Below are 21,659 nucleotides of genomic sequence, written 5' to 3' on the forward strand. Positions count from 1 at the left end.
TTTTTTCTGCTTTTTTACCTCAGGCGGTCGCGGTGGTCTCGGCAGCGCAATAGTGGCGCACCAGGCTCATCAACTCTTCTTCAGAGAACGGTTTGCCCAGATAGTGGTCGACGCCCAGCTCCTTGGCATGTTCACGGTGCTTCTCGGCGATGCGGGACGTGATCATGATGATGGGCAGGTTACTGAGGCGCACGTCAGCCCTGATGTTGCGCGCCAGGTCAAAGCCATCCATGCGCGGCATTTCGATATCTGACAGCACCACGGCCGGCCGCTCTTCCTGCAGGCGTTCAAGCGCTTGCAGACCGTCGGCCGCCATGGAGACACGGTAGCCTTCACGCTGAAGCAGACGTTGCGTAACCCGGCGAACCGTAATGGAGTCATCGACCACAAGAATCAACGGAATCTGCGGGGCGACAGGTGCCGCCATCGTCCTTTTCGCGACGCTGCCGCTGCCGCCGTCGGTGGTTGCCGCGGTAGCGCCGGAGCCTTCAAGCATGTGCGGCTCGGCCCGGTCTGAACTCCATGCGCGCGCCTGCTGGCCATACACGGAAGCCAGCGCAACCGGGTTGTAAATCAGCACGACCGCACCGGAAGCCAGCACTGACATACCGGCCAGGCCGGGCAAACGGGACAACTGCGGGCCCAGGTTCTTGACCACAACCTCCTGGTTGCCCAACACTTCATCGACGTGCAGGGCAATGCGCTGTGCGGCGCTTCGGAAAATCACGACCGGTGTGGTCTTGCCCTGGGCTTCGGCGCTGTGGTGCGAGGCCTGCAGCAATGCACCGGACCAGAAGAAGGGCATCGACTCGCCGGCAATCTCCAGTGTGCCGGTGTTATAGGCCTGCTGCAGCTCTTTGGCCGAAGCGCGCCTGACGGTTTCCACAACGTTGGCAGGTACGCCGATTGAGAGATTGCCCGAGCGGATCATCACCACCTGCGTCACAGCAGTAGTCAGCGGGAGTACCAGCTTGAAGTGCGTTCCCTGACCGGCGACGGTGGAAGTTTCGATCCGGCCACCGAGCGCGTTGACTTCAGAGCGGACTACATCCATACCGATGCCGCGTCCTGCCAGCTCGGTCACCTGCGCGGCCGTAGAGAAGCCGGGCATGAAAATCAGGTTAGCGGCGTCGCCGTCTTCCAGCGGTTGATCAGCGGTGATCATCCCGAGGCTGATGGCCTTTTCGCGGATACGTGCCAGGTTCAAGCCGGCGCCGTCATCGCTGAAGTCAACAGAAACGTCGTTACCTTCCTGGCGCAAGTGAACGGTGATCAGGCCGACCGGGTCCTTGCCGGCATCGGTGCGAACCTGCGTACTTTCAATACCGTGGGCCACGCAGTTACGCAGCAAGTGCTCAAAGGCCGGCGTCATACGGTCCAGCATGCCGCGGTCCATTTCCATGGTACCGCCCAGCAAGTCCAGGCGGACCTGCTTGCCGGTTTCCTTGGACGCTTGGCGCACTACGCGGTACAGGCGCTCGGAGATGCCTTCGAATTCCACCATGCGGGTACGGAGCAAGTCGCGTTGCAGCTCTCGGGTTTGGCGAGCCTGGGCGATCAAGTCGTCTTCGGTGGCTTCCACCGTGCGCTGCAAGGTGCGCTGCACGGTTGCCACGTCATTCACCGACTCGGCCATCATTCGCGTCAGTTCCTGTACGCGGGTAAAGCGGTCGAACTCCAGCGGATCAAACCCAGCCTGGGCTTCCTTGGCCTGAGCCAATCGCGACTGCATCTGGGTTTCAGCCTGCAACTCAATGTCCCGCAGCTGCTGGCGCAAGCGGTTCAAGTTACCGCTCATGTCGTTCAGCGAGCCCCGGAGCTGGCTGAGTTCGGCTTCCAGCCGGGAGCGCGTGATCATGACCTCACCAGCCTGGTTCACCATGCGGTCAAGCAACTGGGAGCGCACGCGGATCGAGGCGTTGGCCGCCTGTCGCAACGGCTGCATGGCCATGGTCTGCGGCGCCGGCACCGTGAGCTTGCGGCCCGCACCGGCGGCAACCGGAGCGGCGCTCTCGGCTGGAGTTTCCTGCGCATCCACAATTGGAGCGGGCTTGTCCTGCGTGGTCGACTTCAGTATGGGCTCAACGGTCGCGATAGGCGCAATAGGTGCAATAGGTGCAAGCGTGACGGGTGCAGCCGCAGCAGCCGCATCAGCACGGCGCAAGGCCTCAAATGTAGCTTCCATGGCGTCAAAACGCGTCATCAGGGGTTCGAATTCCTGGGTTGAAGCCGCATCAGAGCCGAGATGTTCGATTTCGGACTCAATCCGGTGAGCCATTTCGCCTAACCGCAATGCACCTGCCAGCCGGGCGCTGCCTTTGAGCGTGTGAAGTGCACGGAGGACTTCCATGCGTGCGCCCTGGTTATCAGGACGTGAAGACCACTGCCGCAGTGCGCCCCCCAGCTGGGGCATGAGTTCTGCAGCTTCTTCTTCAAAAATCGGAAACAGGTCGGGATCAATCGCATCGACCGCATCGATTTCGTCGTCCTCGTCTTCCTCGAAGTTCGAGTTCACTGGTGCAGCCACGGTCGCTACCAGCCGGGCAGGCGGAGAGACGACAGCAGCAGGTGGAGGCACCGGCGTGACCTGAGCGGGGACAGGCATTTCAATTACCTGAGCCGGCGTCACTTCTGGCTCTGGTTCCAGTGAGCGCACCGGCTCTACAGAGACCGTTTCCACCTCCACCGATTCGGGGGAGAAGTCGAAGTCGGAAAAATCGTTACCCGGTGGCAAAACCGAATCAGAGAAATCGAGTTGCTTCAGCCTGTCAAGGATGGTTGCATCCGCCTCCTTGAGAAAACCCGCGGCAAACTGGTGCAGAAGCCGGCGGATGTCTTCCGCTGCATCAACAAATACCTGCCCATACCTGGCGGCGCCATTGCTGTGGTGAACGCTGGATTGCTGCAAAGCCTGTTCAAGCGCCCGAGCCATTCCGGACAGGGCATGGAACCCGACAGTCGCGGAACTTCCCGCGAGGGAATGGGCCAGGGCGACGGTAGAGTCACTGACCGGTTGGTTCAGCTCGAGCGCCCATTCGGCCACCTCAGTCACAAGCCGGCGTGACCATTCATCTGCTTCATTCAGGTAGACGTTGTAAAGCGGAATTCCAATGCGCAAGGCACCGATGACCTTGACCTGTTCGTCACCATTGCCATCCAATGGCAGCACACTGTCAGCTGCATCGACCGCATCATCCGTCTTCAGAACTTCGGCAGCCTGCAAGTGTTGCGGTTGCCCGGCCAGACCGGCGCCTTCGGCCGCTGCCGGCAATTGTTTGTGCCCCTCAGGGGTGAAATCAAAGACCACAGGCGTTGGCTGTTCAGCCGCCACGGCCTCGGTTTGAAAGTGCTTGTCGAAATCCGCGTCCGACAGTTCGATCGGTTCTGTTGCATTTATTTCCAGGGATGCGAACGGCTCCGCCGAAGCGGGCGGCGTTGACGCTGGTGTTGTATCAGCCGTCGCAGAAACTGCGGACAAACTGCCGAAATCAATGCCTTCAATTTCTGCCACAGACGGACCTGCAGGCTCCGCAGGGCTCGCGGTCGCAGCTGCACCTTCCGACTCAAACATGAGGTCAAAATCCAGATCCGTCACGACGGCCGGGTCGGCAACAGGTTCAGCACCCACGGTTTCGGGAACACCTGAATCCAGCTCCAGCTCAGGTGCCAGCGCTGTTGGCATTGCTGCCGCCACGGCGGCCACAGGAACCTCGGCAGCATCGACTACGGCAGTCACCAGGGGGCTGTAACGGCCCTCCGTGCGCATCGCATCGGCACTGGCTCGGAAGGTAGACGCCGACCACGATCCATCGCGATTTCCCGCAATGTCTTCAATCCACTTTGCAAAACCGCCCATGGCTTCCAGCGATAAAGCCCGGAACTCATCCGTGGCAACCTTCTGGTCGGCCAGCCAGCTATTGAGCATCTGCTCAAGCGACCACGCCGCCTCGCCGAACTCGTTGAGTCCCACCATGCGGGAGCTGCCCTTGAGCGTATGAAAAGCACGCCGCAAAACCGTGAGTTGAGATACATCGGCCGGATCATTGACCAGTGCAGCCAAAGCTTGCTGGCCGTTGCCGACAACTTCGCGTGCCTCCTCAAGAAAGATGTCACGGAGGTCGTCTTCTTCAAAATCATCCGACGCGGCCGGGCTCTCAGGCGCCGCCTGCACCGGCGTTACGGCAAATGCCAAGGTCGTCAGCGCCTCCGCAGCAACACTCGCGTTGCTTCCGGAAACTGCGACGGCGGCTTCGCGCGCACTTTGCGCAAGCGCAGGTTGTTCGGCCAGCGCCGCATGCGTGGCCAGCGTGTCAAGTTTGAGCGTGAGGTTGTGGTCCGTTTCGCCAAGACCCGCATCCTGCACAACAGAAATCACTTCCTGTGACAGCACATCATTGTTGACCGTGACAGAGGTCGCCGCACTACCGGCGTTCTGGGTCCGGCCCATCAAAGGCTTGAGCTCGCCTTTTTCCGCGTCAAACACAAACAGTTTTTTCGCCAGCGCCGGCTGGTAATTCAACATATCGATGAGGAAACTCAAGGCGCCAAGGTTGTTCCCGAGGTGCTCGAATGTTCCCGCTGCACGCGCGCGCTGTTCATCAATTTCAGTGACCAGCATCTGCTCAACGCTGTCCCGCATGCGCAGCACGGCGTGCGAGGCCTGATCAAGCCCTAGTACCGACAGCACGCCACGCATTTGTGAAAGCTGGCCGGGCACGGATTGAAGCGCGACTTTGTCCTGCGGGTTGCGGAAAAACACATCAAGTGATTTTTCAAGCTCACCCAGCGACACACGCAACTCACCGACTACGCTGCCCATGGTCTGCTTGTCGCTGACCCGGCGGTACAGCTCTTCCATCCAGCCTTCCAGAGGCTGTGGCTCGCCGCCTGCACGGACGCCTTCCAGCCGTTCAGCAAGATTGGCGGTTCTCACAGCCAGCTGGGGATCGTTGGGATCCAGGTCATCAAAAGCGGCTTCAAGGTAAAGCACCGAGGTGGCCACTTCCATGGCCAGTTCTATTCCAGGGGCCTGACCAGACCGGACCGTCGTATCCACGGCGCGAGTCAGCGCCTGCGCGAGTGGTTCGCTGGGCGGATGAAGCTTGAGCAGAGAATCCGTGACGAGGCTGAACTGGTCCGTCACGGACTTGAATTTATTGGCGTCCCCGGCGGAAAGCGACGACCAGGTTTCTTTCGCAGACGTGATGCGCTTGCGGGCCTGGGCGAGCAGAGCCGGATCAAAACGCCCGAATTGAACGAGCTCATAGTCCACCGGTTTGAATCGGTTGAGACCGTAGGCTGACCGGATTGCCGAAAGTGCAGGCGTGTCGCTGGCGCGAGGAGAAACAGCCTGTGAACAGAAGAAGAGCAAATCCTGCGCCAGCCGATCCGATACCCCCGTATCACCCTTGGCAAGCGAGGCATACTGCATCAGGATTCGCGATGCAGCTCGCCGTACATAGATGTCCGACCCGAGCAACTCATGCGCGACCGCTTCGAAATAGGCCGCCGCGATCTTCCAGAATATCCTGGGTTGGCGGTCCGCCTGTCTGGCCGCAAATCCGAGGCTGAGCTCCTTCATTTTTTTGGCTGCCTGCGGTGCCTTACCCTTCATGATTTGAAGCACCGATTGATCCATGACAGCGCGAGCACCATCATCGTAATTGCGGGGCTCCGCTGTCGTCGCCAGTTCCGGCTCCAGCCAGCGCCACTCAAGCGGCCACAAGTCAGCCGGATGAATGCGGTCGGCCCGCACCAATTCCTGCACATCACGGTATTGGGGGAAAAGCGAAACGGGTGACACGGGCTTGTCGGCCAGCACACCTTCAAGATACTCGGTCAGCGCAAAACTGGCGCGTTCGATTTTTCCGGCAGCGTCCTGGCTGCATTGCTCAGGTTGCTGCACAAATTTCTGTACCGCAGCTTCCATCGCCCGCAACACCAAGGCTGGCCCCGCAAGGCCCACCATTTCAAGCGCGCCCACGGCCTGATGCAGTTGCTGCCGTGCGATGCGCAACTGGCTGGCGTCAAGCGCCGCAAGATCGGACCCACGCGCGGCTTCTGCGTCCCGCACAAAACGCTTCAGCGCTTTGGCAGCACCGTCCAGCGACTTGCGAAGTTCGTCAAGTACCCAGGCCAGGGGGCCCAGGTCATTGACAGCGAGGTCGAGCTCGGCAGCTGTTGAGTTCGGGACGTTGGATTGCATAGATAACGGGCCGGTTCAGGAATCGGTGTCAAGGGCGAAAGCTGCGTTCAGCGCACGACAAGCTGGCATCAGGCGATCTTGAATCGGGACACCGACTGGCGAAGCTCTTCGGCCATGCGGGAAAGGTCTCGCACCTGCTGTGCCGTGGAACGGGTACCTTCTCCCGTTTGCTCCGTCACCGCGAAAATGTGCTGAATATTGCCGGCCACCACGTTCGCCGATGCGGCTTCGCGGGAGGCGGAGTTTGAAATTTGCTCAATCAGGTCAGCAAGCCGGCGTGACACCTGGTCAATCTCGGTCAGCGCGGTACCCGCGTTATCGGACAGCTTGGCCCCTTCAACCACACCCTGCGTGGAGCGTTCCATAGCGGCCACGGCATCCTGCGTGTCGGTCTGAATTGCTTTCACCAGGGCCGAAATCTGGCGCGTAGCATCTGCGGAACGTTCAGCCAGTCGCTGCACCTCTTCCGCAACCACGGAGAAGCCTCGTCCGGCTTCACCGGCCGACGCGGCTTGAATGGCGGCGTTCAGTGCCAGCACGTTGGTCTGTTCGGTAATGTCTGAAATCAGTTCGGTAATTTCACCAATCTCCTGCGAGGACTCACCAAGTCGCTTGATCCGCTTGGAGGTTTCCTGAATCTGGTCGCGGATGGAGTTCATACCGCCGATGGCGTTCTGCACAGCCTGCAGGCCGGATTCGGCGGCGGTCAGCGATTGGCGCGCCACCTGGGAAGATTCCTGCGCCTGTGTGGACACCTCGTTAATTCGGGATGCCATGTCAAGCACTGACTGGCCGGTTTCACGAATCTCGCGCAGCTGCTCAGTGGACGCTGCCAGCAGTTCGGTAGAGGTACTTTCCACCTGGGCCGTCGTTTGCGCAACGCGGGTCGCCGTGTTCTGTACGTTACCCACCAGCTGCCGCAACTCTTCCACCGTGTAGTTCACCGAGTCGGCGATAGCGCCGGTAATGTCCTCGGTCACAGTCGCTTCCTGCGTCAAGTCACCTTCAGCCACTGTCTGCAACTCGTTCATCAACCGCAAAATGGCGGCCTGGTTGGCGTCGTTGACGCGCTTGGCGTCCTGCTCTTGCCCTTTCGCTTCCTGTCGCTGGGTTTCAGCAACAGCCTGACGCTGCTTACTGTCTTCCACCTGCAGCTTGGCCAGGCCAGCTGCGCACAATAGGGCAAAGGTAGCAGCACCCGCGAGGATGGCCAGCGACAAAACGCTCAGACCGGTTTGCAGCGACAACTTGCCCTGCAAATCCTCAAGGCCACGGCGGAGGGGCTCACTGTCCGCAATAATCGAAGATTGCGCTTCACGGGCAGACACCAGGCCCTGCAAGTTACCCAAAATGGCACCAGCTTGCACACGGGTTTGCTCATAGAGCGCCATCAGGGCTTCCAGCCGCTCGCGCGTTTGCGGATCTTTGGAGCCGGCCAGGCGCAACTCGGGGCTGCCTTCCTGCAAACCCTGCGCAATTTCCTTGAACGAGTTCAAATCCTTGCCCAGCAGGAACACGGCTTCAGGGCTCACGCCCTCCATGGTCAGGAACTCATTGGCAGACTTACCAATCCGCTGGGTCAACATCACCAGCTGACCGGATGCCGAAATTTCAGCCGGCGCCGCATTCTGCTGGAGTTTGAGTGACGAAACAGTTTCTGCAATTTCCAGCAAATCCGAAGACTGGCGGTTAATGGTGCGCAGGGCGTTGCCCACCTGGGTCAGAATATTTTGCTGACCCATCACGGTTTTCGCGTTCTTTTCAGCGCGCTCCATGAAAGGCGTGACCTTTTCCACGTCAGATTGCAGGTCATCACTCACTGGCGCCAGACGCAGACTTTCTTCACCGGATTTCAGTCCGCGCACGGTTTTTGCCAGTACGTCAGAACTCTCACGCACGTCAGGGAAGGCCTGGGCACTGCCCACCAGCGCCTGAGACACCGATTTCGCCAGACGCTGCGACTGCATCAAAGACTGCCCGGTGGCCGCCACCTGTTGAGCCACTTTATCCGCCTGGCTCAGCGCCAGGAAAGTCACCGTACCCAGGACAGCCACCGCGACGGCGAGGAAAAACACCAGCACCCGCTGATGCTGACCGATGGTCCTGCGGCCCAATAAAGGCAGACGCAGCAGCTCTTGATTTACCGCAGGTGCGCCGTCCTCGGCGGTCGCCATGCGGCTGGGCGCGAAAGCATCGTCATTTCCACCCGGCTGCCGAATCGCTGCGGTCTGAAGCGCAGCCTGATCCATGGCTCCGGTCGCAAGAGGATCTGGCGTACCGACGGAAGCCATGTCCATGCTGTCCTCGGGCTGATCGGGCTTGGTTTTAAATAGCTTCTGGATATTTTCAATAACAGACATGGTGAGCCTTCCGGGAGAGAAACAGTGTGCGCTATGCGCCTATCGTCAAAAAATGCGCTTGCTGGGCAAGCAACTGAAGGTTGATTTCCTGCCAGGTCGCACCATTAAGGTCAACGTACTGGTTGCCAAAGAAATCGGGCGCGTCGGGCGCTTTTTCGGAAAAATCACTGAACGCCTCCTGATTGCGCAGCCCGGACAGCTTGTCGATCAGCAATGCGCAGTTAACTTCCAGGGCACTGTTGAGTGCAACAAGCCTGGAATCCGTGCGTGCAAGCTCGTTTTTGGGAGGGGGTGCTTTGCCGCTGACGTAACTCGCCAGATCCACGACACCAAACAGGCCGCCGCGCAAATTGGCAACACCGGCGAACCAGGCTTGCGTATACGGAACAGGCTGCGTACTGACCCACGGGAAAATTTCACCGGATTGGCTCAGGGGAAACAGGTATTTCTTCCCGCCAGCCTCCACGGCCAGCCAGGACGCGGCAACGCCTTGCGTCCGCGCAATCTGCAACCTGTCGGCCAGCCGGGTTTGTAGCTCTCTAAGTGCTTGTCTGTTCGCCATGCTTTGGTTTTACGCCGTAAATCAGCCAAGGGCCTTGATTTTGGCCATCAGCTCATCAGCATCCACAGGCTTGGTGATGTAGTCGCGGGCGCCCTGCCGCATGCCCCAGACACGGTCAGTTTCCTGGTTCTTGCTGGTGCACATCATGATGGGGATATCCGAGTACAACGGGTCGCGCGTGATGGCGCGCGTCAGCTGGAACCCGTTTTGCCCCGGCATCACCACATCCATCAGGATCAGTTCGGGCTTGTCTTCCGCCAGGCGGCGAAATGCATCCTCTGCATTTTCAGCAGTTTTGACGGTGAAACCATTTTTGACCAGCAGATCGGTCAAGAACATCAATTCGGTTTTGGAGTCGTCAACTACCAGTATTTTCTTGATTGCCATCACACTACTCCTTGTTTAGCGCTGCCGAGATCCTGTACGGTCTGCAGCAGCTGATCTTTTGTAAAAGGTTTGGTCAGGTAGTCTTGCGAACCCACCATACGACCCCGCGCCTTGTCGAAAACGCCGTCTTTTGAGGACAGCATGACGATCGGGACGCCAGCAAACTTTGCGTTGCGCTTGATAATCGCACAGGTTTGATAGCCATCCAGGCGGGGCATCAAAATGTCGCAGAAAATCAGGTTGGGTTCGTAGTCGTTGACCTTGGACAGGGCATCAAACCCGTCTTCGGCCAACAATACCTCATGCCCCCCCTGCTTCAGGAATATCTCGGCGCTGCGCCGAATGGTATTGCTGTCATCGATGACCAAAACCTTCAGTCCGGAACTGGGAATACTCACTGCCTATGCTCCTCATGTTGCAGGCCCTCGGCAAATGCCGGCCTGCGATTGTCCAGGCAAGTGCCTAAGACGCTTAAATCTGAACCATTTCAAAGTCTTCCTTGCGGGCTCCGCATTCGGGACAGGTCCAGTTCATGGGCACTTGCGCCCACGGCGTCCCGGCGGCAATCCCGTGTTCGGGCGCACCGGCAGCTTCGTCGTAAATCCACCCACAAATTAAACACATCCACGTCATTGATTGAGTCACAGCTTAAGTTGCCTTCGAATAGAATGCAACAATTGTATCGAGGCGGCGTTGCTTATTCGCGTACAAGGCAAAATCGCAGCCTATGGCAAACCCCAAAAATCCTCAACTGGACAGCCGACAACTCCAAATCGAGGATACCGACGCATCGCCGGCTTGCGTCATGACATTCAACGCCAACGACCCCAGCGGAGCGGGCGGATTGACTGCTGATATTGCATCGATCACTTCTGCCGGAGCCCACGCGCTGGCAGTTGTAACAGGCGCTTATGTGCGCGACACGGCCGAAATTTTCGACCATTTTTCATTCGACGAAGAGGCCGTAACCGACCAGGCCCGCTCGGCGCTGGAAGACATGGCGGTATCCGCCATCAAGGTCGGGTTTGTCGGCAGCCCCGAGAACATCAGCACCATTGCCGAGATCGCCTCGGACTATGCCGATGTGCCGCTGATCGCCTATATGCCCAACCTGTCGTGGTGGGAAGAAAGCGAAATCGACAGCTATCTGGACGCCTTTCGCGAGCTGATGCTGCCGCAAACCACAGTGTTGGTCGGCAACCACAGCAGCCTGTGGCGCTGGCTGCTGCCGGACTGGTCCGGGGAGCGCAATCCCTCGGCTCGGGATATTGCCAAGGCCGCCGCCGACCTGGGTGTTCCCTACACGCTGGTCACCGGAATCCCCATGCCCGACCAATTCATCGACAACGTGCTGGCCACGCCGCAAGCCGTGCTTTACAGCGAGAAATTCGAACGTTTCGAGGCGGTCTTTGCCGGTGCAGGTGATACGCTGTCTGCGGCCCTTTGCGCATTGCTGGCCAACGGCCATGACCTGCAGGCGGCCACCTCCGAGGCACTGACTTACCTGGACCACAGCCTGGATGCCGGCTTTCATCCCGGCATGGGCAATATCGTGCCGGACCGCCTGTTCTGGGCACAGGCTGATGTCGATGAATCCGAAGACGAAACGGCTGATGCCGAGCCTGGCGATGATGCCGCCCTGGTTTTGAAGACTGAAATTGACCTGCCCCCCAATGGAACAACCAAACACTAAGCCCCCTGCCAAGCCCCTTTCCGCCGAACTCTCCCGCAACAACGCGCTGTTTGAGCGTGCCAAAAAGCTGATCCCCGGTGGCGTCAACTCCCCGGTTCGGGCCTTCAAGGCGGTAGGCGGCACACCCCGTTTTATCCAGCGCGCACAGGGCGCCTACTTCTGGGATGTGGACGGCCAGCGTTATATCGACTACATCGGTTCCTGGGGTCCCATGATCCTGGGCCACGGCCATCCGGCGGTCGTTGAAGCCGTGCAAAAAGCCGTGCTGGAAGGCTTTTCCTACGGCGCACCGACCGAGCGTGAAGTGGAGCTCGCCGAGGAAATCGTGCGCCTTGTGCCTTCGCTCGAGATGGTGCGCCTGGTCAGCTCAGGCACCGAGGCAGCCATGAGCGCGATCCGCCTGGCGCGCGGCGCCACGGGCCGCAGCAAGATCATCAAATTCGAAGGCTGCTACCACGGTCATGCCGACGCCCTGCTGGTCAAGGCCGGTTCAGGCCTGGCCACTTTCGGCAACCCGACCAGCGCCGGCGTGCCGCCCGAAGTGGTGCAGCACACCCTGGTGCTCGAATACAACCACCTCACCCAGCTCGAAGAAGCCTTCGCGCTGCACGGCAAGGACATCGCCTGCCTGATGATCGAGCCGATCGCCGGCAACATGAACTTTGTGCGTGCCAGCGTGCCCTTCATGAAGCGCTGCCGCGAACTGTGTACGCAGCACGGTGCCCTGCTCGTGTTCGACGAGGTCATGACCGGCTTTCGCGTGGCGCTGGGTGGCGCCCAGAGCGTTTACGCCCGCAGCATTCCCGGCTTCAAGCCCGACATGACGGTCATGGGCAAGGTGATAGGCGGCGGCATGCCGCTGGCCGCCTTTGGTGGCACGCGCGCCGTGATGGAGCAACTGGCACCGCTGGGCCCGGTCTACCAGGCCGGCACGCTATCAGGCAATCCTGTGGCCACCGCCTGTGGTCTGGCAACCTTGCGCGAGATCGCCAAACCCGGCTTTTACGAAGCACTGGGCGCCCGAACCCGCAGCCTGGTCACCGGCCTCACGCAGGCTGCCGGCAAGGCCGGTGTGCCGTTTTGCGGTGACAGCGAAGGCGGCATGTTCGGCTTTTTCCTGCTCGGCCAATTACCGCAGAACTACGCCACGGTCATGATGACCGACAGCCCTGCGTTCAATCGCTTCTTTCATGCGATGCTGGACAGCGGGGTGTATTACGCGCCGGCGCTATATGAAGCAGGCTTTTTGAGTTCGGCGCATACGGACGCGGACATCGAAGCGACGGTGGCGGCTGCGGCCAGGTTCTTCGCCGCCGGCTAAGGCAGCGCCCTGACCATATATTGCAGTATTCGGGCTTCAGCCCAATCAGGGCGGGCGCGAGCAGCTATTAAATCAATAGCGGCCGTACATTGATGCAGGGTTCAAGGTGCGGAAGTGTTCTTGCGCCGCCTCTGGCCTGTTCACCCAAAAGGGAAAAGGGACGCGTTATGCTATCAATTTGATAGCTGTTCGCGCCCATTCCCATTGGGCTATCGATCAAAAACCCTTAAAACGTGACTTAATGCCGGAAGTGCCGGACCCCGGTCAGCACCATCACCACTTCGCGCTCGTCGGCTGCCGCGATAACCTCGTCGTCCCGCATGCTGCCACCGGGCTGGATCACGCAGGTCGCGCCGGCGTCCACCACCACGTCGAGGCCGTCGCGGAAAGGGAAAAAAGCGTCGCTCGCCACTGCTGAGCCCTGCAGCGTCAGCCCGCCGTTGGCGGCCTTGATGGAGGCGATGCGAGCCGAATCGATGCGGCTCATCTGGCCGGCGCCGACGCCCAGTGTCATGCCGTCCTTGCAAAAGATGATGGCGTTGGACTTGACGTACTTCGCAACCTTCCAGGCAAACAGCATGTCATGCAGCTGCTCCTGCGTCGGCTGCAGCTTGCTGACGACTTTCAGGTCGCCGATGGCCAATTCGTGGTTGTCTGCGGTCTGCATCAACAGGCCCGAGCCAACGCGCTTGACGTCCATCAGGTTGCGGCCCTGCTTCCAGGCCGTGTCGCCGCCGGGCGGCAGGTCAATCTGCAAAATCCGCACGTTGACCTTGGTCTTGAACACTTCCAGCGCTTCGGGTGTGAAGGCAGGCGCCATCAGCACTTCGACAAACTGCTTGGAAATCTGCTGTGCGGCGCGCTCGTCGAGCGGGCAATTGAGGGCGATGATGCCGCCGAAGGCCGAAGTCGGGTCGGTCTTGAAGGCCTTGCTGTAGGCTTCAAGGCCGTCCTTGCCCACCGCCACGCCGCAAGGGTTGGCGTGCTTGACGATCACGCAGGCGGCGCCGTCCTTGATGAGGTCAAAACTCTTGACGCATTCCCAGGCGGCGTCGGCGTCGGCGATGTTGTTGTATGAGAGCTCTTTGCCCTGCAATTGTTTGGCCGTTACCAGCGAGCCGGGTGCGGGATACAGATCGCGGTACAGCGCAGCTTGCTGGTGCGAGTTTTCGCCGTAACGCAGGTCCTGCACTTTCACGAAACGCCCGTTGGCCTGGCCGGGGAACATACCGTGACTGCCGTCGGCCTGGATGCCTGAGAGATAGTCGCTGATCGCGCCGTCGTACTGGCTGATGCGGTTGAATGCCGCTACCGACAAGGCGAACTTGGTCTTGTCGGTCAGTTTGCCGCCGGTTTTCAATTCGGCCAGCACACCTTCATACTGCGAGGCATCGGTCAGCACGCCGACATCCTTCCAGTTCTTGGCCGCCGACCGCACCATCGCGGGGCCGCCGATGTCGATGTTTTCAATCGCGTCTTCCAGCGTGCAGCCGGGCTTGGCGACCGTCGACTCAAACGGATAAAGATTGACCACGAGCAAGTCGATGGTGTCAATGCCGTGGGTTGTCAGCGCCGCCATGTGCTCCGGCACATCGCGGCGGGCCAAAAGGCCGCCGTGAATCTTCGGGTGCAAGGTCTTGACGCGACCGTCGAGCATTTCCGGAAACCCGGTGTGATCGGCGACTTCGGTCACCGGGAGCCCGGCGTCAGCCAGCAGCTTGGCCGTGCCGCCCGTGGACAGCAGCTTGATGCCCAGGGCATGCAGCGCCTGCGCGAATTCGAGGATGCCGGTTTTGTCCGAAACGGAAATCAGTGCGTTCATTTTTGTCTTCTCTAAAGAGGATGGCCGGCGAAAGGGCCGGACCATGGGAGCGTGTTTTTTTATTTGATGAGCTTGTGCTCAACCAGCTTCTTGCGCAGGGTGTTGCGGTTCAGGCCCAGCCATTCGGCGGCGCGCGACTGGTTTTGCTCGGCATGCTGCATGACAACTTCCAGCAGCGGTTTTTCCACCACCTTGACCATCATTTCGTACATGCCGTCGGGCTCGGTGCCACGCAGGTCCTTGAAATAGCCTTCCAGGCTGGTGCGTACGCACTCTTCGATATGTTTTTTGCTCATGCAGCAGCTTCTTCCTGATTTTCCTGATTTTTATCTTTGTTCGCCCGTGCCTGCACAGGCACGCCCTCGTCATCAACCTCGACGGCAGCAGCCGGAATCCGGTCCATCTGCGCCCCCAGCCCTTCAAAAAAAGCACTCACCGCCTTCAGTTGCGCTTCGCAGTCTTCCAGCAGGTTCATCTGCGCGCGAAACGCCTCACCACCGGGCAAGGTCTTCACATACCAGCCGATGTGTTTGCGCGCCGTCCGCACGCCGGTGTATTCACCGTACAAATCGTAGTGGTCACGCAAATGGTCCAGCAGCAGGCGTTCAACTTCCGCCACCAGCGGTGGCGCAAGATGCGTGCCGCTTGAAAGGAAATGTGAAATCTCGCGAAAAATCCACGGACGCCCCTGCGCAGCGCGGCCAATCATCACGGCATCGACACCGGTATACGCCAGCACATCACGCGCTTTTTCAGGGCTGGTGATATCGCCGTTGGCTACCACCGGAATGCGCAGCGCGGCTTTCACGGCGGCAATTGTGTCGTACTCGGCATGGCCTTTGTAGCCCTGCTCGCGCGTGCGGCCGTGCACGGTGATCATCTGCACGCCGGCACTTTCGGCGGCACGGGCAATCGCCAGGGCGTTCTTTTCAGCCTGGCACCAGCCCGTGCGCATCTTGAGCGTGACCGGCACATTGCGCGGTGCGCAGGCGGCCACCACCGCATCCACGATCTGCAGCGCCAGGGGTTCGTCCTGCATCAGCGCCGAGCCCGCCCACTTGTTGCAGACCTTCTTGGCCGGGCAGCCCATGTTGATGTCGATGATCTGCGCGCCGCGGTCGATGTTGTAGGCGGCGGCCTCGGCCATCATCTGCGCGTCGGTACCGGCAATCTGCACGGCGATCGGTGCGGCCTCACCTTCGTGGTTCGCACGGCGCGAAGTCTTCAGCGTATCCCACAGGTCGCGGCGAGAGGTCACCATTTCGCTGACCGCATAGCCCGCACCGAGCTTCTTGCTGAGCTGGCGGAACGGCCTGTCCGTGACACCAGCCATGGGCGCGACAAACAGGTTGTTCGCCAAAGCGTAAGGGCCGATGTTCATGGGAAGTGAGCGCTGCGAGGTTGCTGAAAAAGGAGGCACGATTGTACCTGCCCAAAATTTCAGCAATTGAAATTTGCACACGGAGTTGTAAGCGTCTTCCTGACAGGGTGGCTGGCCCGTCATGCCTATACTCAAATAGATATATGGAAGCCTGGATTCACCGCCTGATAGAACTTTTGGCCCTGCCCGAATACGGCTTGAGCACGGTGTTTGTGGTTTCCTTCATCTCGGCCACGCTGTTGCCGCTGGGCTCGGAGCCGGTGGTCTTCGGCCTGGTCAAGCTCAACCCCGCCATGTTCTGGCCCGCTGTGCTGGTAGCAACTGCGGGCAACACGCTGGGCGGTGCGCTCGACTGGTGGATGGGTTACGGCGCCCACAAGGTGGTGGACAAATACCAGCATTCATCGCATCACGGCCGTGCGGTCCGATGGCTGGAGAAACTCGGCCCCAAGGCCTGCCTGCTGGCCTGGTTGCCGGTGGTCGGAGACCCGCTGTGCGCGGTCGCGGGTTGGCTCAAGTTTCCGTTCTGGCCCTGCCTGGCTTACATGGCGGTCGGCAAATTTTTGCGCTACTTTTTGATGACCGGCAGCCTGATCTGGGCCTTTCCCGGCGTGGTGACCGGATAGGCACCAGAAGAAGAATCAGAAGAAGGATCAGAAGCGTTCGTGTGGCAGCAGGTAGCGCCACTGACCGGGTTGCAGCTGGCTCATCGCCACACGGCCGATACGCAGCCGTTTCATGCCTAGCACCTGCAGGCCGACGCTCTCGCACATGTAGGCAATCTGCCCCGGGACTTCACCCTTGAGGGCAAAGCGCAAGCGCTTTTCGCTTTGCCAGCTCACCTTGGCCGGCGGCAACAAAACACCCTTGAAGGTAAACCCGTGGTCCACCCGGTTCAGCCGGTCCAGCCCGCCGGGTTTGATGTCACCGCTGACATCGACGATCACTTCGTGTTCCATCACGCGGGCATCTTCACGCAGCTTGCGCACCACGCGCCAGTCCTGCGTCAGCACGACCAATCCGCTGGCAGGTGTTGCCAGCGGCGTCACCAGTTCCACCGTGGAGAAATGCTTCTTGAGCGGCCGGATGCCAGAGCGGTCGTCAGGCGATTGTGTGGCGGCCGACAGCAACCGGGCCACCTGCGCCGCGCCGCCATCGGAACTCGCGTCCTGGCCAGCCGGCTTGTGCAGCAGCAAAGTCACCGGTGTCATCGCCAGCAGGCTCGCATCCTTGTCCAGCACGATGGCCTGGCCCGACACCCGGAACTGGGGCTCTTCGACAGTCACCCCGTCAACAGTGACCCAGCCGCCTTCGATGTACTGCTCGGCTTCGCGGCGTGAACAGGACAGCATTTCAGCCAGGCGTTTGGCAAGGCGAACGGGTTCTGTCATCGCGGCGTGGCCTTCATGGCGGGTCAAGCGTGGATGAGAAATCAGCCTTGGGCCGCCACCACACCGATTTCCACGTGGTACTGCGGCGCCGCCAGGCGCGGGCTCATGACCGTGGCACGTGCGGGCGTGGCGCCGGGCACCACCCAGGTTTCCCAGGCACGGTTCATTTCACCGAAGCTGTCCATATCGGTCAACCAGATGGTGGCGCTGAGCAGAAGCGACTTGTCGCTGCCGGCTGCTGCCAACAGGCGGTCGATATTGGCCAGGATGCTGAGGGTCTGTTCGTATACGCCGGAGCCGGCGTCGTTGCCGGCCACCTGGCCTGCCAGGTAAACGGTTTTGTTATGGATAACGGCCTGGGACATGCGTGGGCCGGTTTCGATGCGCTGGATGGACATGGTGTTCTCTTTCTTTCTCAAAGCGAGGGTTTCGGGGGGGATGGCCTGCTCTGGCAAGCCGGTAACGGGGCCGCCACCCGATGGTGCGGATCGTTCGTGAGGTATTGTGGCGCGACTTCTTCCATGATGCCGCCACCGTGATGTCCAGGCCTCGCAGTAAATCGGCCCCAGGTTACCCGGGGGCCCTGGCAACTCAGCTGCTGAACAGGAAGTTCATCACGTCGCCATCCTTGACGACGTATTCCTTGCCTTCACTGCGCATCTTGCCGGCATCTTTGGCGCCCTGCTCGCCTTTGTAGGCGATGAAATCGGCAAACGCAATCGTCTGGGCGCGGATGTAGCCCTTTTCAAAATCGGTGTGAATGACGCCCGCGGCTTGCGGACCGGTGTCGCCCACGTGGATGGTCCAGGCGCGCACTTCCTTCACGCCCGCGGTGAAATAGGTCTGCAGGCCCAGCAGCTTGTATGCCGCCAGGATGAGGCGGTTGAGCCCCGGCTCATCCTGGCCGATCTCCGCGAGGAACATCTTTTTGTCCTCTTCCTCCATGTCGGCCATCTCGGCTTCCATCTTGGCGCAGATCGCCACGACCGGCGCCTTTTGCTCTGCCGCGTAAGCCTTGAGGCGGTCCAGGAAGGGGTTGTTCTCAAAACCGTCCTCGGCCACGTTGGCCACAAACATGGCCGGCTTGGCGGTGATCAGGAAAAACTGGCCGAGCAGCGGCAGTTCCTCCTTGCTGAAGTCCACAGTGCGCACCGGTTTGCCTTCATTGAGCGCGGCCTGGCATTTCTCCAGGATGGCAACCAGCTTGACAGACTCCTTGTCGCCCGAGCGGGCCGTCTTGGTCACGCGGTGCAGGGCTTTTTCAACTGCTGCCAGGTCGGCCAGACAAAGCTCCGTCTGGATGACTTCGATGTCGGAAATCGGGTCCACCTTGCCGGCAACGTGGATCACGTTGTCATCTTCAAAGCAACGCACCACATTGACTGTGGCGTCGGTTTCGCGGATATGGGCCAGGAACTTGTTGCCCAGTCCCTCGCCCGTACTGGCGCCCGCCACCAGGCCTGCAATGTCCACAAACTCGACGATCGCCGGAACAATGCGTTCAGGCTTGACGATTTCAGCCAATTGCGCCAACCTCGGGTCGGGCACTTCCACGATGCCAACATTGGGCTCAATGGTGCAAAAGGGGTAGTTTTCAGCCGCGATCCCCGCTTTGGTCAACGCATTGAAAAGGGTGGATTTACCGACGTTAGGCAAGCCTACAATGCCGCACTTCAAACTCATGAGAAACCTTCAAAAACAGGCTGAGAAGTGTATTCGATGCGCGCCCGGCCGGGGTTGGAGCGCTTTGTGGCAGGCATTCGCCATCTTTGTGGTGGCCGGTTTTTTGGGTGCTCTGGCGCATCCTGCGCAGGCCCAGCCCATCGTGGCTTTAAACGACGCCAAGCCGACCCTGGACGTGGCAGCGGCGAGTTTGACATGGATTGACAGCGACGGCCAGGCCGGCATCGACCAATTGGCCGGCGGCCATCCAGGGGCCTTGTTCGTCTCCTCGGTTGCCGATACGGTGCATTCGCTTGGCCCGCACGCGGCGCTCTGGCTGCATTACCGTTTTGCCAGGTCATCCGGCTCGCGCCAGGACTGGTTGCTTGAGTTTCCCCTGCCCCTGCTGGACCTGGCGACGGTGTACCAGCGTGCACCGTCGGGAGGGTGGATTGCCGAAACTGCCGGGGACACCGTGCCTGTCTCCAGCTGGCCGGAACCCGGCCGTTACGGGCATTTCCGCCTGAACCTGCCGGACAACGGCGTGCATGACGTGTATGTGCGCATACAGCACCAGACGGAGGTCAGCATTCCGGTTCGGGTCAGCACGCGAGGCAACCTGACGCAGCGACTTCAGCTGGAATACCTCGCGATTGGCGTGGTATTCGGCGCACTGGTGCTGTTGATCATTGCCTGCGTTGTCCAGAGCTGGGTTTACAGCGACCGGGCCTATGGGTGGTATTCCGTGTACGCCGTCATCATGGCCCTCGTCGTAGCGGCGTGGACGGGAGTGGCAGGCCATTTTCTCTGGGGCAACTTCAGCACCTGGAACAACATGGCGCAGGGCTTCCTCGCCATCCTGGGCGGCGGCTCGGCGCTGCTGGTCGTGCATCACCTGTGCGGCACCGGTTCACGCCACAAGTGGTTTGAGCGGCTGGCCTACTGGACAGGCATGGCCGGAGCGCCGCTGGCGCTGGCCTATCTCGTGCTGGAGCGCGGCTTGGGCATAGGCCTCCTCGGGACTTACCTGGTTGCCGTTGTTGCACTGGGAACAAGCCGGGCCTACATGACGTGGCGACGCCACGATGTCGTGGGTTTCTGGGTACTGGCGGCTTTTTCCCCGCTGGGGCTGGTCACGCTCCTCACCGTCACCAGCATCCTGGGCCTGTTTTCCCTGTCGTGGCTGTCTCATTACGGCCTGATGGCAGCGCTGACCATTGAGGTGCCCCTGCTGCTGGTGGCGCTGAACACGCGCTCACATGAGCGCCACGCAGTGGAAGCGCGCGAGCAGGCCATGTCCAGCCAGGACGCCCTCACCGGCCTGCTCGCCGCACATCTTTTCCACGACCGCTTCAAGCAGGTGGTCAGCCGGGCGCAGCGCCACAAAGAGCCGGCGGCTGTGGTGTACATCGAGCTGGTCAACTACCGGTATATCAAGAAAACCTGGGGCACAGCGGTGGCCGAGCAAAGCCTGCTGCGAAGCGTGATCAAGTTGCGCCGGCTTCTGCGCGATGTCAACACCGTGGGGCGCATCGACGAGGCGCGCTTCGGCCTCATTCTTGAAGGCGTTGAATCACGCCCGCCAGTCACCGACCTGGCGGCACGCCTGATCGCGGCCGGCCTCATGCCGCTCAAGGGCCTGAAACCGGAGGTCGTTCTGCAATTTCATGTCGCGGGCGTGCTGCTGAGCGAGCGCCTTGGCAGCCACGAGGAAATTTCCACGGCCCTGGCCGACCTGCTGCACAGCATGGCGGCTCGCACCCGCCGCCCCATCCGCTTTCTCGAGCCGGAGTTGACACACCCCATGCCGCTGGACGCCGAATCAACGCTGGACAGCCTCTCAAGCGGTCCGCAGGCGCCAGAGGCGCTCCCTGCGTCCACGGCCGCCCACGCCCCGCCGCCCCTGCGGGCGGTCAAGAGTCATTCAAACTGATAACTCGCACCCACCGGCTGGCCCACCTTGAGCTGGTGGTCAATGCCCGCCAGCACAATGGCATTCATGCCGAACGTCAGCGCGCCGTTCACCCGCGCATCCTGGCGATAGGTTTGCAGCATGTCGCCCACTTCCGGGCTGCTGACAGCCGTCGCGGGATCGATATTCGGAATCGGGCAACGCGGACAGGGCTTGACCGGCTTGAGCTGGACCACGCCTTGCGCCGTGGCAACCTGCAGCACCTCAATGCGGTCCTCATCGTGCGGCGCCAGACTGTCGGCACCAGCGGCATCGCCCAGCACGATGTTTGGACGAAAGCGCTCCATGCCCACCGCAGGGGTGCCGGCAGCCACCAGCTTTTCGTTGAAATGCACCAATGAGGCTTCGCTGAGTACCAGCAACGGGTAACCGTCGCTGAACTGGTTAAGCGCTTCCACATCGCCGGTCCACTGCGGACTGCAAACCCGCTTGTGTTCGGGGTCAAACCGCACCAGGCGTGCAGCCTGGCCCAGGAAGTCGGTGAACCATTGCGCCGCGATGGCACCCATGTCATACGCCTGGACTTCGTCTTTCCAGACCTGCACGCGAACGGGCTCTTCCACCTGGTCCAGCGCAATGTGAAGGGCCAGCATGCCGGGCGCACGCAGCACCATGTCGTGGTGCCTCAGCTGGGGCCTGATCAATGCCATGCGCGGCAATTCACGCTGGGTCAGGAATTCGCCCTTGCTGTCCACCACCATCCAGGCACGGTCAAATTCCAGCCCGGTTTCAGTCAGCAGGGCTTCCTGCACCTGCACGCCGGCACAGGATTTCACCGGATACACATAAAGGCGCGAAATCACGGCCCTGAGGTCAGTAGGTGCGTCGGCCGGTAATGTTTCGTTCAATGGATCGCTCACTTTTCAAGCCTTTAGGTTCAGATGCACGGCCAGAAACCGCGCA

General features: G+C 60.6%; 17 protein-coding genes. 4 read left to right on the top strand and 13 right to left on the bottom strand.

Going from position 1 to position 21,659, the window contains the following annotated elements:
* Positions 1–19 precede the first annotated feature (19 nt).
* From AC1DWQ_RS03260 to AC1DWQ_RS03285, 6 genes are all read right to left on the bottom strand, one after another.
* Positions 20–6,205 (bottom strand): hybrid sensor histidine kinase/response regulator, encoded by a 6,186-nt coding sequence (locus tag AC1DWQ_RS03260; protein ID WP_477668344.1) that lies wholly within the window; start codon positions 6,203–6,205, stop codon positions 20–22.
* Between the two features lie 68 nt (positions 6,206–6,273).
* Positions 6,274–8,565: a methyl-accepting chemotaxis protein gene (locus AC1DWQ_RS03265; protein ID WP_477668345.1), complete on the bottom strand. Its 2,292-nt coding sequence runs from the start codon at positions 8,563–8,565 to the stop codon at positions 6,274–6,276.
* A gap of 31 nt (positions 8,566–8,596) precedes the next feature.
* Positions 8,597–9,127, bottom strand: a complete 531-nt coding sequence (locus AC1DWQ_RS03270; protein WP_092131850.1) for a chemotaxis protein CheW — start codon at positions 9,125–9,127, stop codon at positions 8,597–8,599.
* A 21-nt stretch (positions 9,128–9,148) separates the two neighbouring features.
* The gene (locus tag AC1DWQ_RS03275) at positions 9,149–9,514 is read right to left on the bottom strand and encodes a response regulator transcription factor (RefSeq protein ID WP_007864987.1); all 366 of its coding nucleotides are present in this window, start codon (positions 9,512–9,514) and stop codon (positions 9,149–9,151) included.
* Positions 9,514–9,912 (bottom strand): response regulator, encoded by a 399-nt coding sequence (locus AC1DWQ_RS03280; RefSeq protein WP_457281039.1) that lies wholly within the window; start codon positions 9,910–9,912, stop codon positions 9,514–9,516. The genes AC1DWQ_RS03275 and AC1DWQ_RS03280 overlap by 1 nt, the downstream gene beginning before the upstream one ends.
* Before the next feature lie 73 nt (positions 9,913–9,985).
* Positions 9,986–10,159 carry a rubredoxin gene (locus AC1DWQ_RS03285; protein ID WP_092131853.1) on the bottom strand — a complete coding sequence of 58 codons (174 nt, stop codon included), beginning with the start codon at positions 10,157–10,159 and terminating at the stop codon, positions 9,986–9,988.
* 82 nt (positions 10,160–10,241) lie between these two features.
* On the opposite strand from AC1DWQ_RS03285, the gene thiD reads away from it, so the two are divergent.
* Both thiD and hemL read left to right on the top strand, forming a co-directional pair.
* The gene (thiD, locus tag AC1DWQ_RS03290) at positions 10,242–11,207 is read left to right on the top strand and encodes a bifunctional hydroxymethylpyrimidine kinase/phosphomethylpyrimidine kinase (protein ID WP_477668346.1); all 966 of its coding nucleotides are present in this window, start codon (positions 10,242–10,244) and stop codon (positions 11,205–11,207) included.
* Positions 11,188–12,528, top strand: coding sequence for a glutamate-1-semialdehyde 2,1-aminomutase (gene hemL / locus AC1DWQ_RS03295; protein ID WP_477668347.1), 1,341 nt, complete (start codon positions 11,188–11,190; stop codon positions 12,526–12,528). Before thiD ends, hemL begins: the two co-directional genes overlap by 20 nt.
* A 238-nt stretch (positions 12,529–12,766) precedes the next feature.
* Here the strand turns inward: hemL and purH are convergent, their stop codons facing one another.
* From purH to dusB, 3 genes are read right to left on the bottom strand one after another with little or no spacing between them, the layout of a single operon-like run.
* On the bottom strand, positions 12,767–14,350 hold the full coding sequence (gene purH, locus AC1DWQ_RS03300; RefSeq protein ID WP_477668348.1) for a bifunctional phosphoribosylaminoimidazolecarboxamide formyltransferase/IMP cyclohydrolase: 1,584 nt from the start codon (positions 14,348–14,350) through the stop codon (positions 12,767–12,769).
* A gap of 59 nt (positions 14,351–14,409) precedes the next feature.
* Positions 14,410–14,646 (bottom strand): Fis family transcriptional regulator, encoded by a 237-nt coding sequence (locus AC1DWQ_RS03305; protein ID WP_348047983.1) that lies wholly within the window; start codon positions 14,644–14,646, stop codon positions 14,410–14,412.
* Positions 14,643–15,731: a tRNA dihydrouridine synthase DusB gene (gene dusB, locus AC1DWQ_RS03310; RefSeq protein WP_477668349.1), complete on the bottom strand. Its 1,089-nt coding sequence runs from the start codon at positions 15,729–15,731 to the stop codon at positions 14,643–14,645. Before dusB ends, AC1DWQ_RS03305 begins: the two co-directional genes overlap by 4 nt.
* 143 nt (positions 15,732–15,874) lie before the next feature.
* Here dusB and AC1DWQ_RS03315 point away from each other — a divergent pair, with 143 nt between their 5' ends.
* Complete coding sequence (locus AC1DWQ_RS03315) at positions 15,875–16,357, top strand: YqaA family protein (RefSeq protein ID WP_457281043.1); 483 nt, start codon at positions 15,875–15,877, stop codon at positions 16,355–16,357.
* Positions 16,358–16,384: 27 nt separating this feature from the next.
* On the opposite strand, the gene AC1DWQ_RS03320 is transcribed toward AC1DWQ_RS03315, so the two are convergent.
* From AC1DWQ_RS03320 to ychF, 3 genes are all read right to left on the bottom strand, one after another.
* Complete coding sequence (locus AC1DWQ_RS03320) at positions 16,385–17,122, bottom strand: rRNA pseudouridine synthase (protein WP_477668350.1); 738 nt, start codon at positions 17,120–17,122, stop codon at positions 16,385–16,387.
* Positions 17,123–17,163: 41 nt separating this feature from the next.
* Positions 17,164–17,520 carry a RidA family protein gene (locus AC1DWQ_RS03325; RefSeq protein ID WP_457281045.1) on the bottom strand — a complete coding sequence of 119 codons (357 nt, stop codon included), beginning with the start codon at positions 17,518–17,520 and terminating at the stop codon, positions 17,164–17,166.
* A 193-nt stretch (positions 17,521–17,713) separates the two neighbouring features.
* Entirely contained in the window at positions 17,714–18,805 is a 1,092-nt protein-coding gene (gene ychF / locus AC1DWQ_RS03330; protein WP_457281046.1) for a redox-regulated ATPase YchF, read from the bottom strand.
* Between the two features lie 64 nt (positions 18,806–18,869).
* Between ychF and AC1DWQ_RS03335 the strand changes: the two genes are divergently transcribed.
* Entirely contained in the window at positions 18,870–20,717 is a 1,848-nt protein-coding gene (locus AC1DWQ_RS03335; RefSeq protein WP_477668351.1) for a sensor domain-containing diguanylate cyclase, read from the top strand.
* Here the strand turns inward: AC1DWQ_RS03335 and AC1DWQ_RS03340 are convergent.
* Positions 20,705–21,616: an MOSC domain-containing protein gene (locus AC1DWQ_RS03340; protein ID WP_477668352.1), complete on the bottom strand. Its 912-nt coding sequence runs from the start codon at positions 21,614–21,616 to the stop codon at positions 20,705–20,707. The two genes, AC1DWQ_RS03335 and AC1DWQ_RS03340, sit on opposite strands and share 13 nt — an antisense overlap.
* Positions 21,617–21,659: the final 43 nt, after the last annotated feature.

It is taken from the genome of Polaromonas sp. P2_G11 (assembly GCF_056403595.1).

Excerpts from the sequence above, each read along its gene's own strand:
- hemL (WP_477668347.1), top strand. The coding sequence starts at position 11,188 with ATGGAACAACCAAACACTAAGCCCCCTGCCAAGCCCCTTTCCGCCGAA.
- AC1DWQ_RS03265 (WP_477668345.1), bottom strand. The coding sequence starts at position 8,565 with ATGTCTGTTATTGAAAATATCCAGAAGCTATTTAAAACCAAGCCCGAT.
- purH (WP_477668348.1), bottom strand. The coding sequence starts at position 14,350 with ATGAACGCACTGATTTCCGTTTCGGACAAAACCGGCATCCTCGAATTC.
- dusB (WP_477668349.1), bottom strand. The coding sequence starts at position 15,731 with ATGAACATCGGCCCTTACGCTTTGGCGAACAACCTGTTTGTCGCGCCC.
- AC1DWQ_RS03325 (WP_457281045.1), bottom strand. The coding sequence starts at position 17,520 with ATGTCCATCCAGCGCATCGAAACCGGCCCACGCATGTCCCAGGCCGTT.
- ychF (WP_457281046.1), bottom strand. The coding sequence starts at position 18,805 with ATGAGTTTGAAGTGCGGCATTGTAGGCTTGCCTAACGTCGGTAAATCC.
- AC1DWQ_RS03270 (WP_092131850.1), bottom strand. The coding sequence starts at position 9,127 with ATGGCGAACAGACAAGCACTTAGAGAGCTACAAACCCGGCTGGCCGAC.
- AC1DWQ_RS03305 (WP_348047983.1), bottom strand. The coding sequence starts at position 14,646 with ATGAGCAAAAAACATATCGAAGAGTGCGTACGCACCAGCCTGGAAGGC.
- AC1DWQ_RS03315 (WP_457281043.1), top strand. The coding sequence starts at position 15,875 with ATGGAAGCCTGGATTCACCGCCTGATAGAACTTTTGGCCCTGCCCGAA.
- thiD (WP_477668346.1), top strand. The coding sequence starts at position 10,242 with ATGGCAAACCCCAAAAATCCTCAACTGGACAGCCGACAACTCCAAATC.
- AC1DWQ_RS03275 (WP_007864987.1), bottom strand. The coding sequence starts at position 9,514 with ATGGCAATCAAGAAAATACTGGTAGTTGACGACTCCAAAACCGAATTG.
- AC1DWQ_RS03260 (WP_477668344.1), bottom strand. The coding sequence starts at position 6,205 with ATGCAATCCAACGTCCCGAACTCAACAGCTGCCGAGCTCGACCTCGCT.
- AC1DWQ_RS03320 (WP_477668350.1), bottom strand. The coding sequence starts at position 17,122 with ATGACAGAACCCGTTCGCCTTGCCAAACGCCTGGCTGAAATGCTGTCC.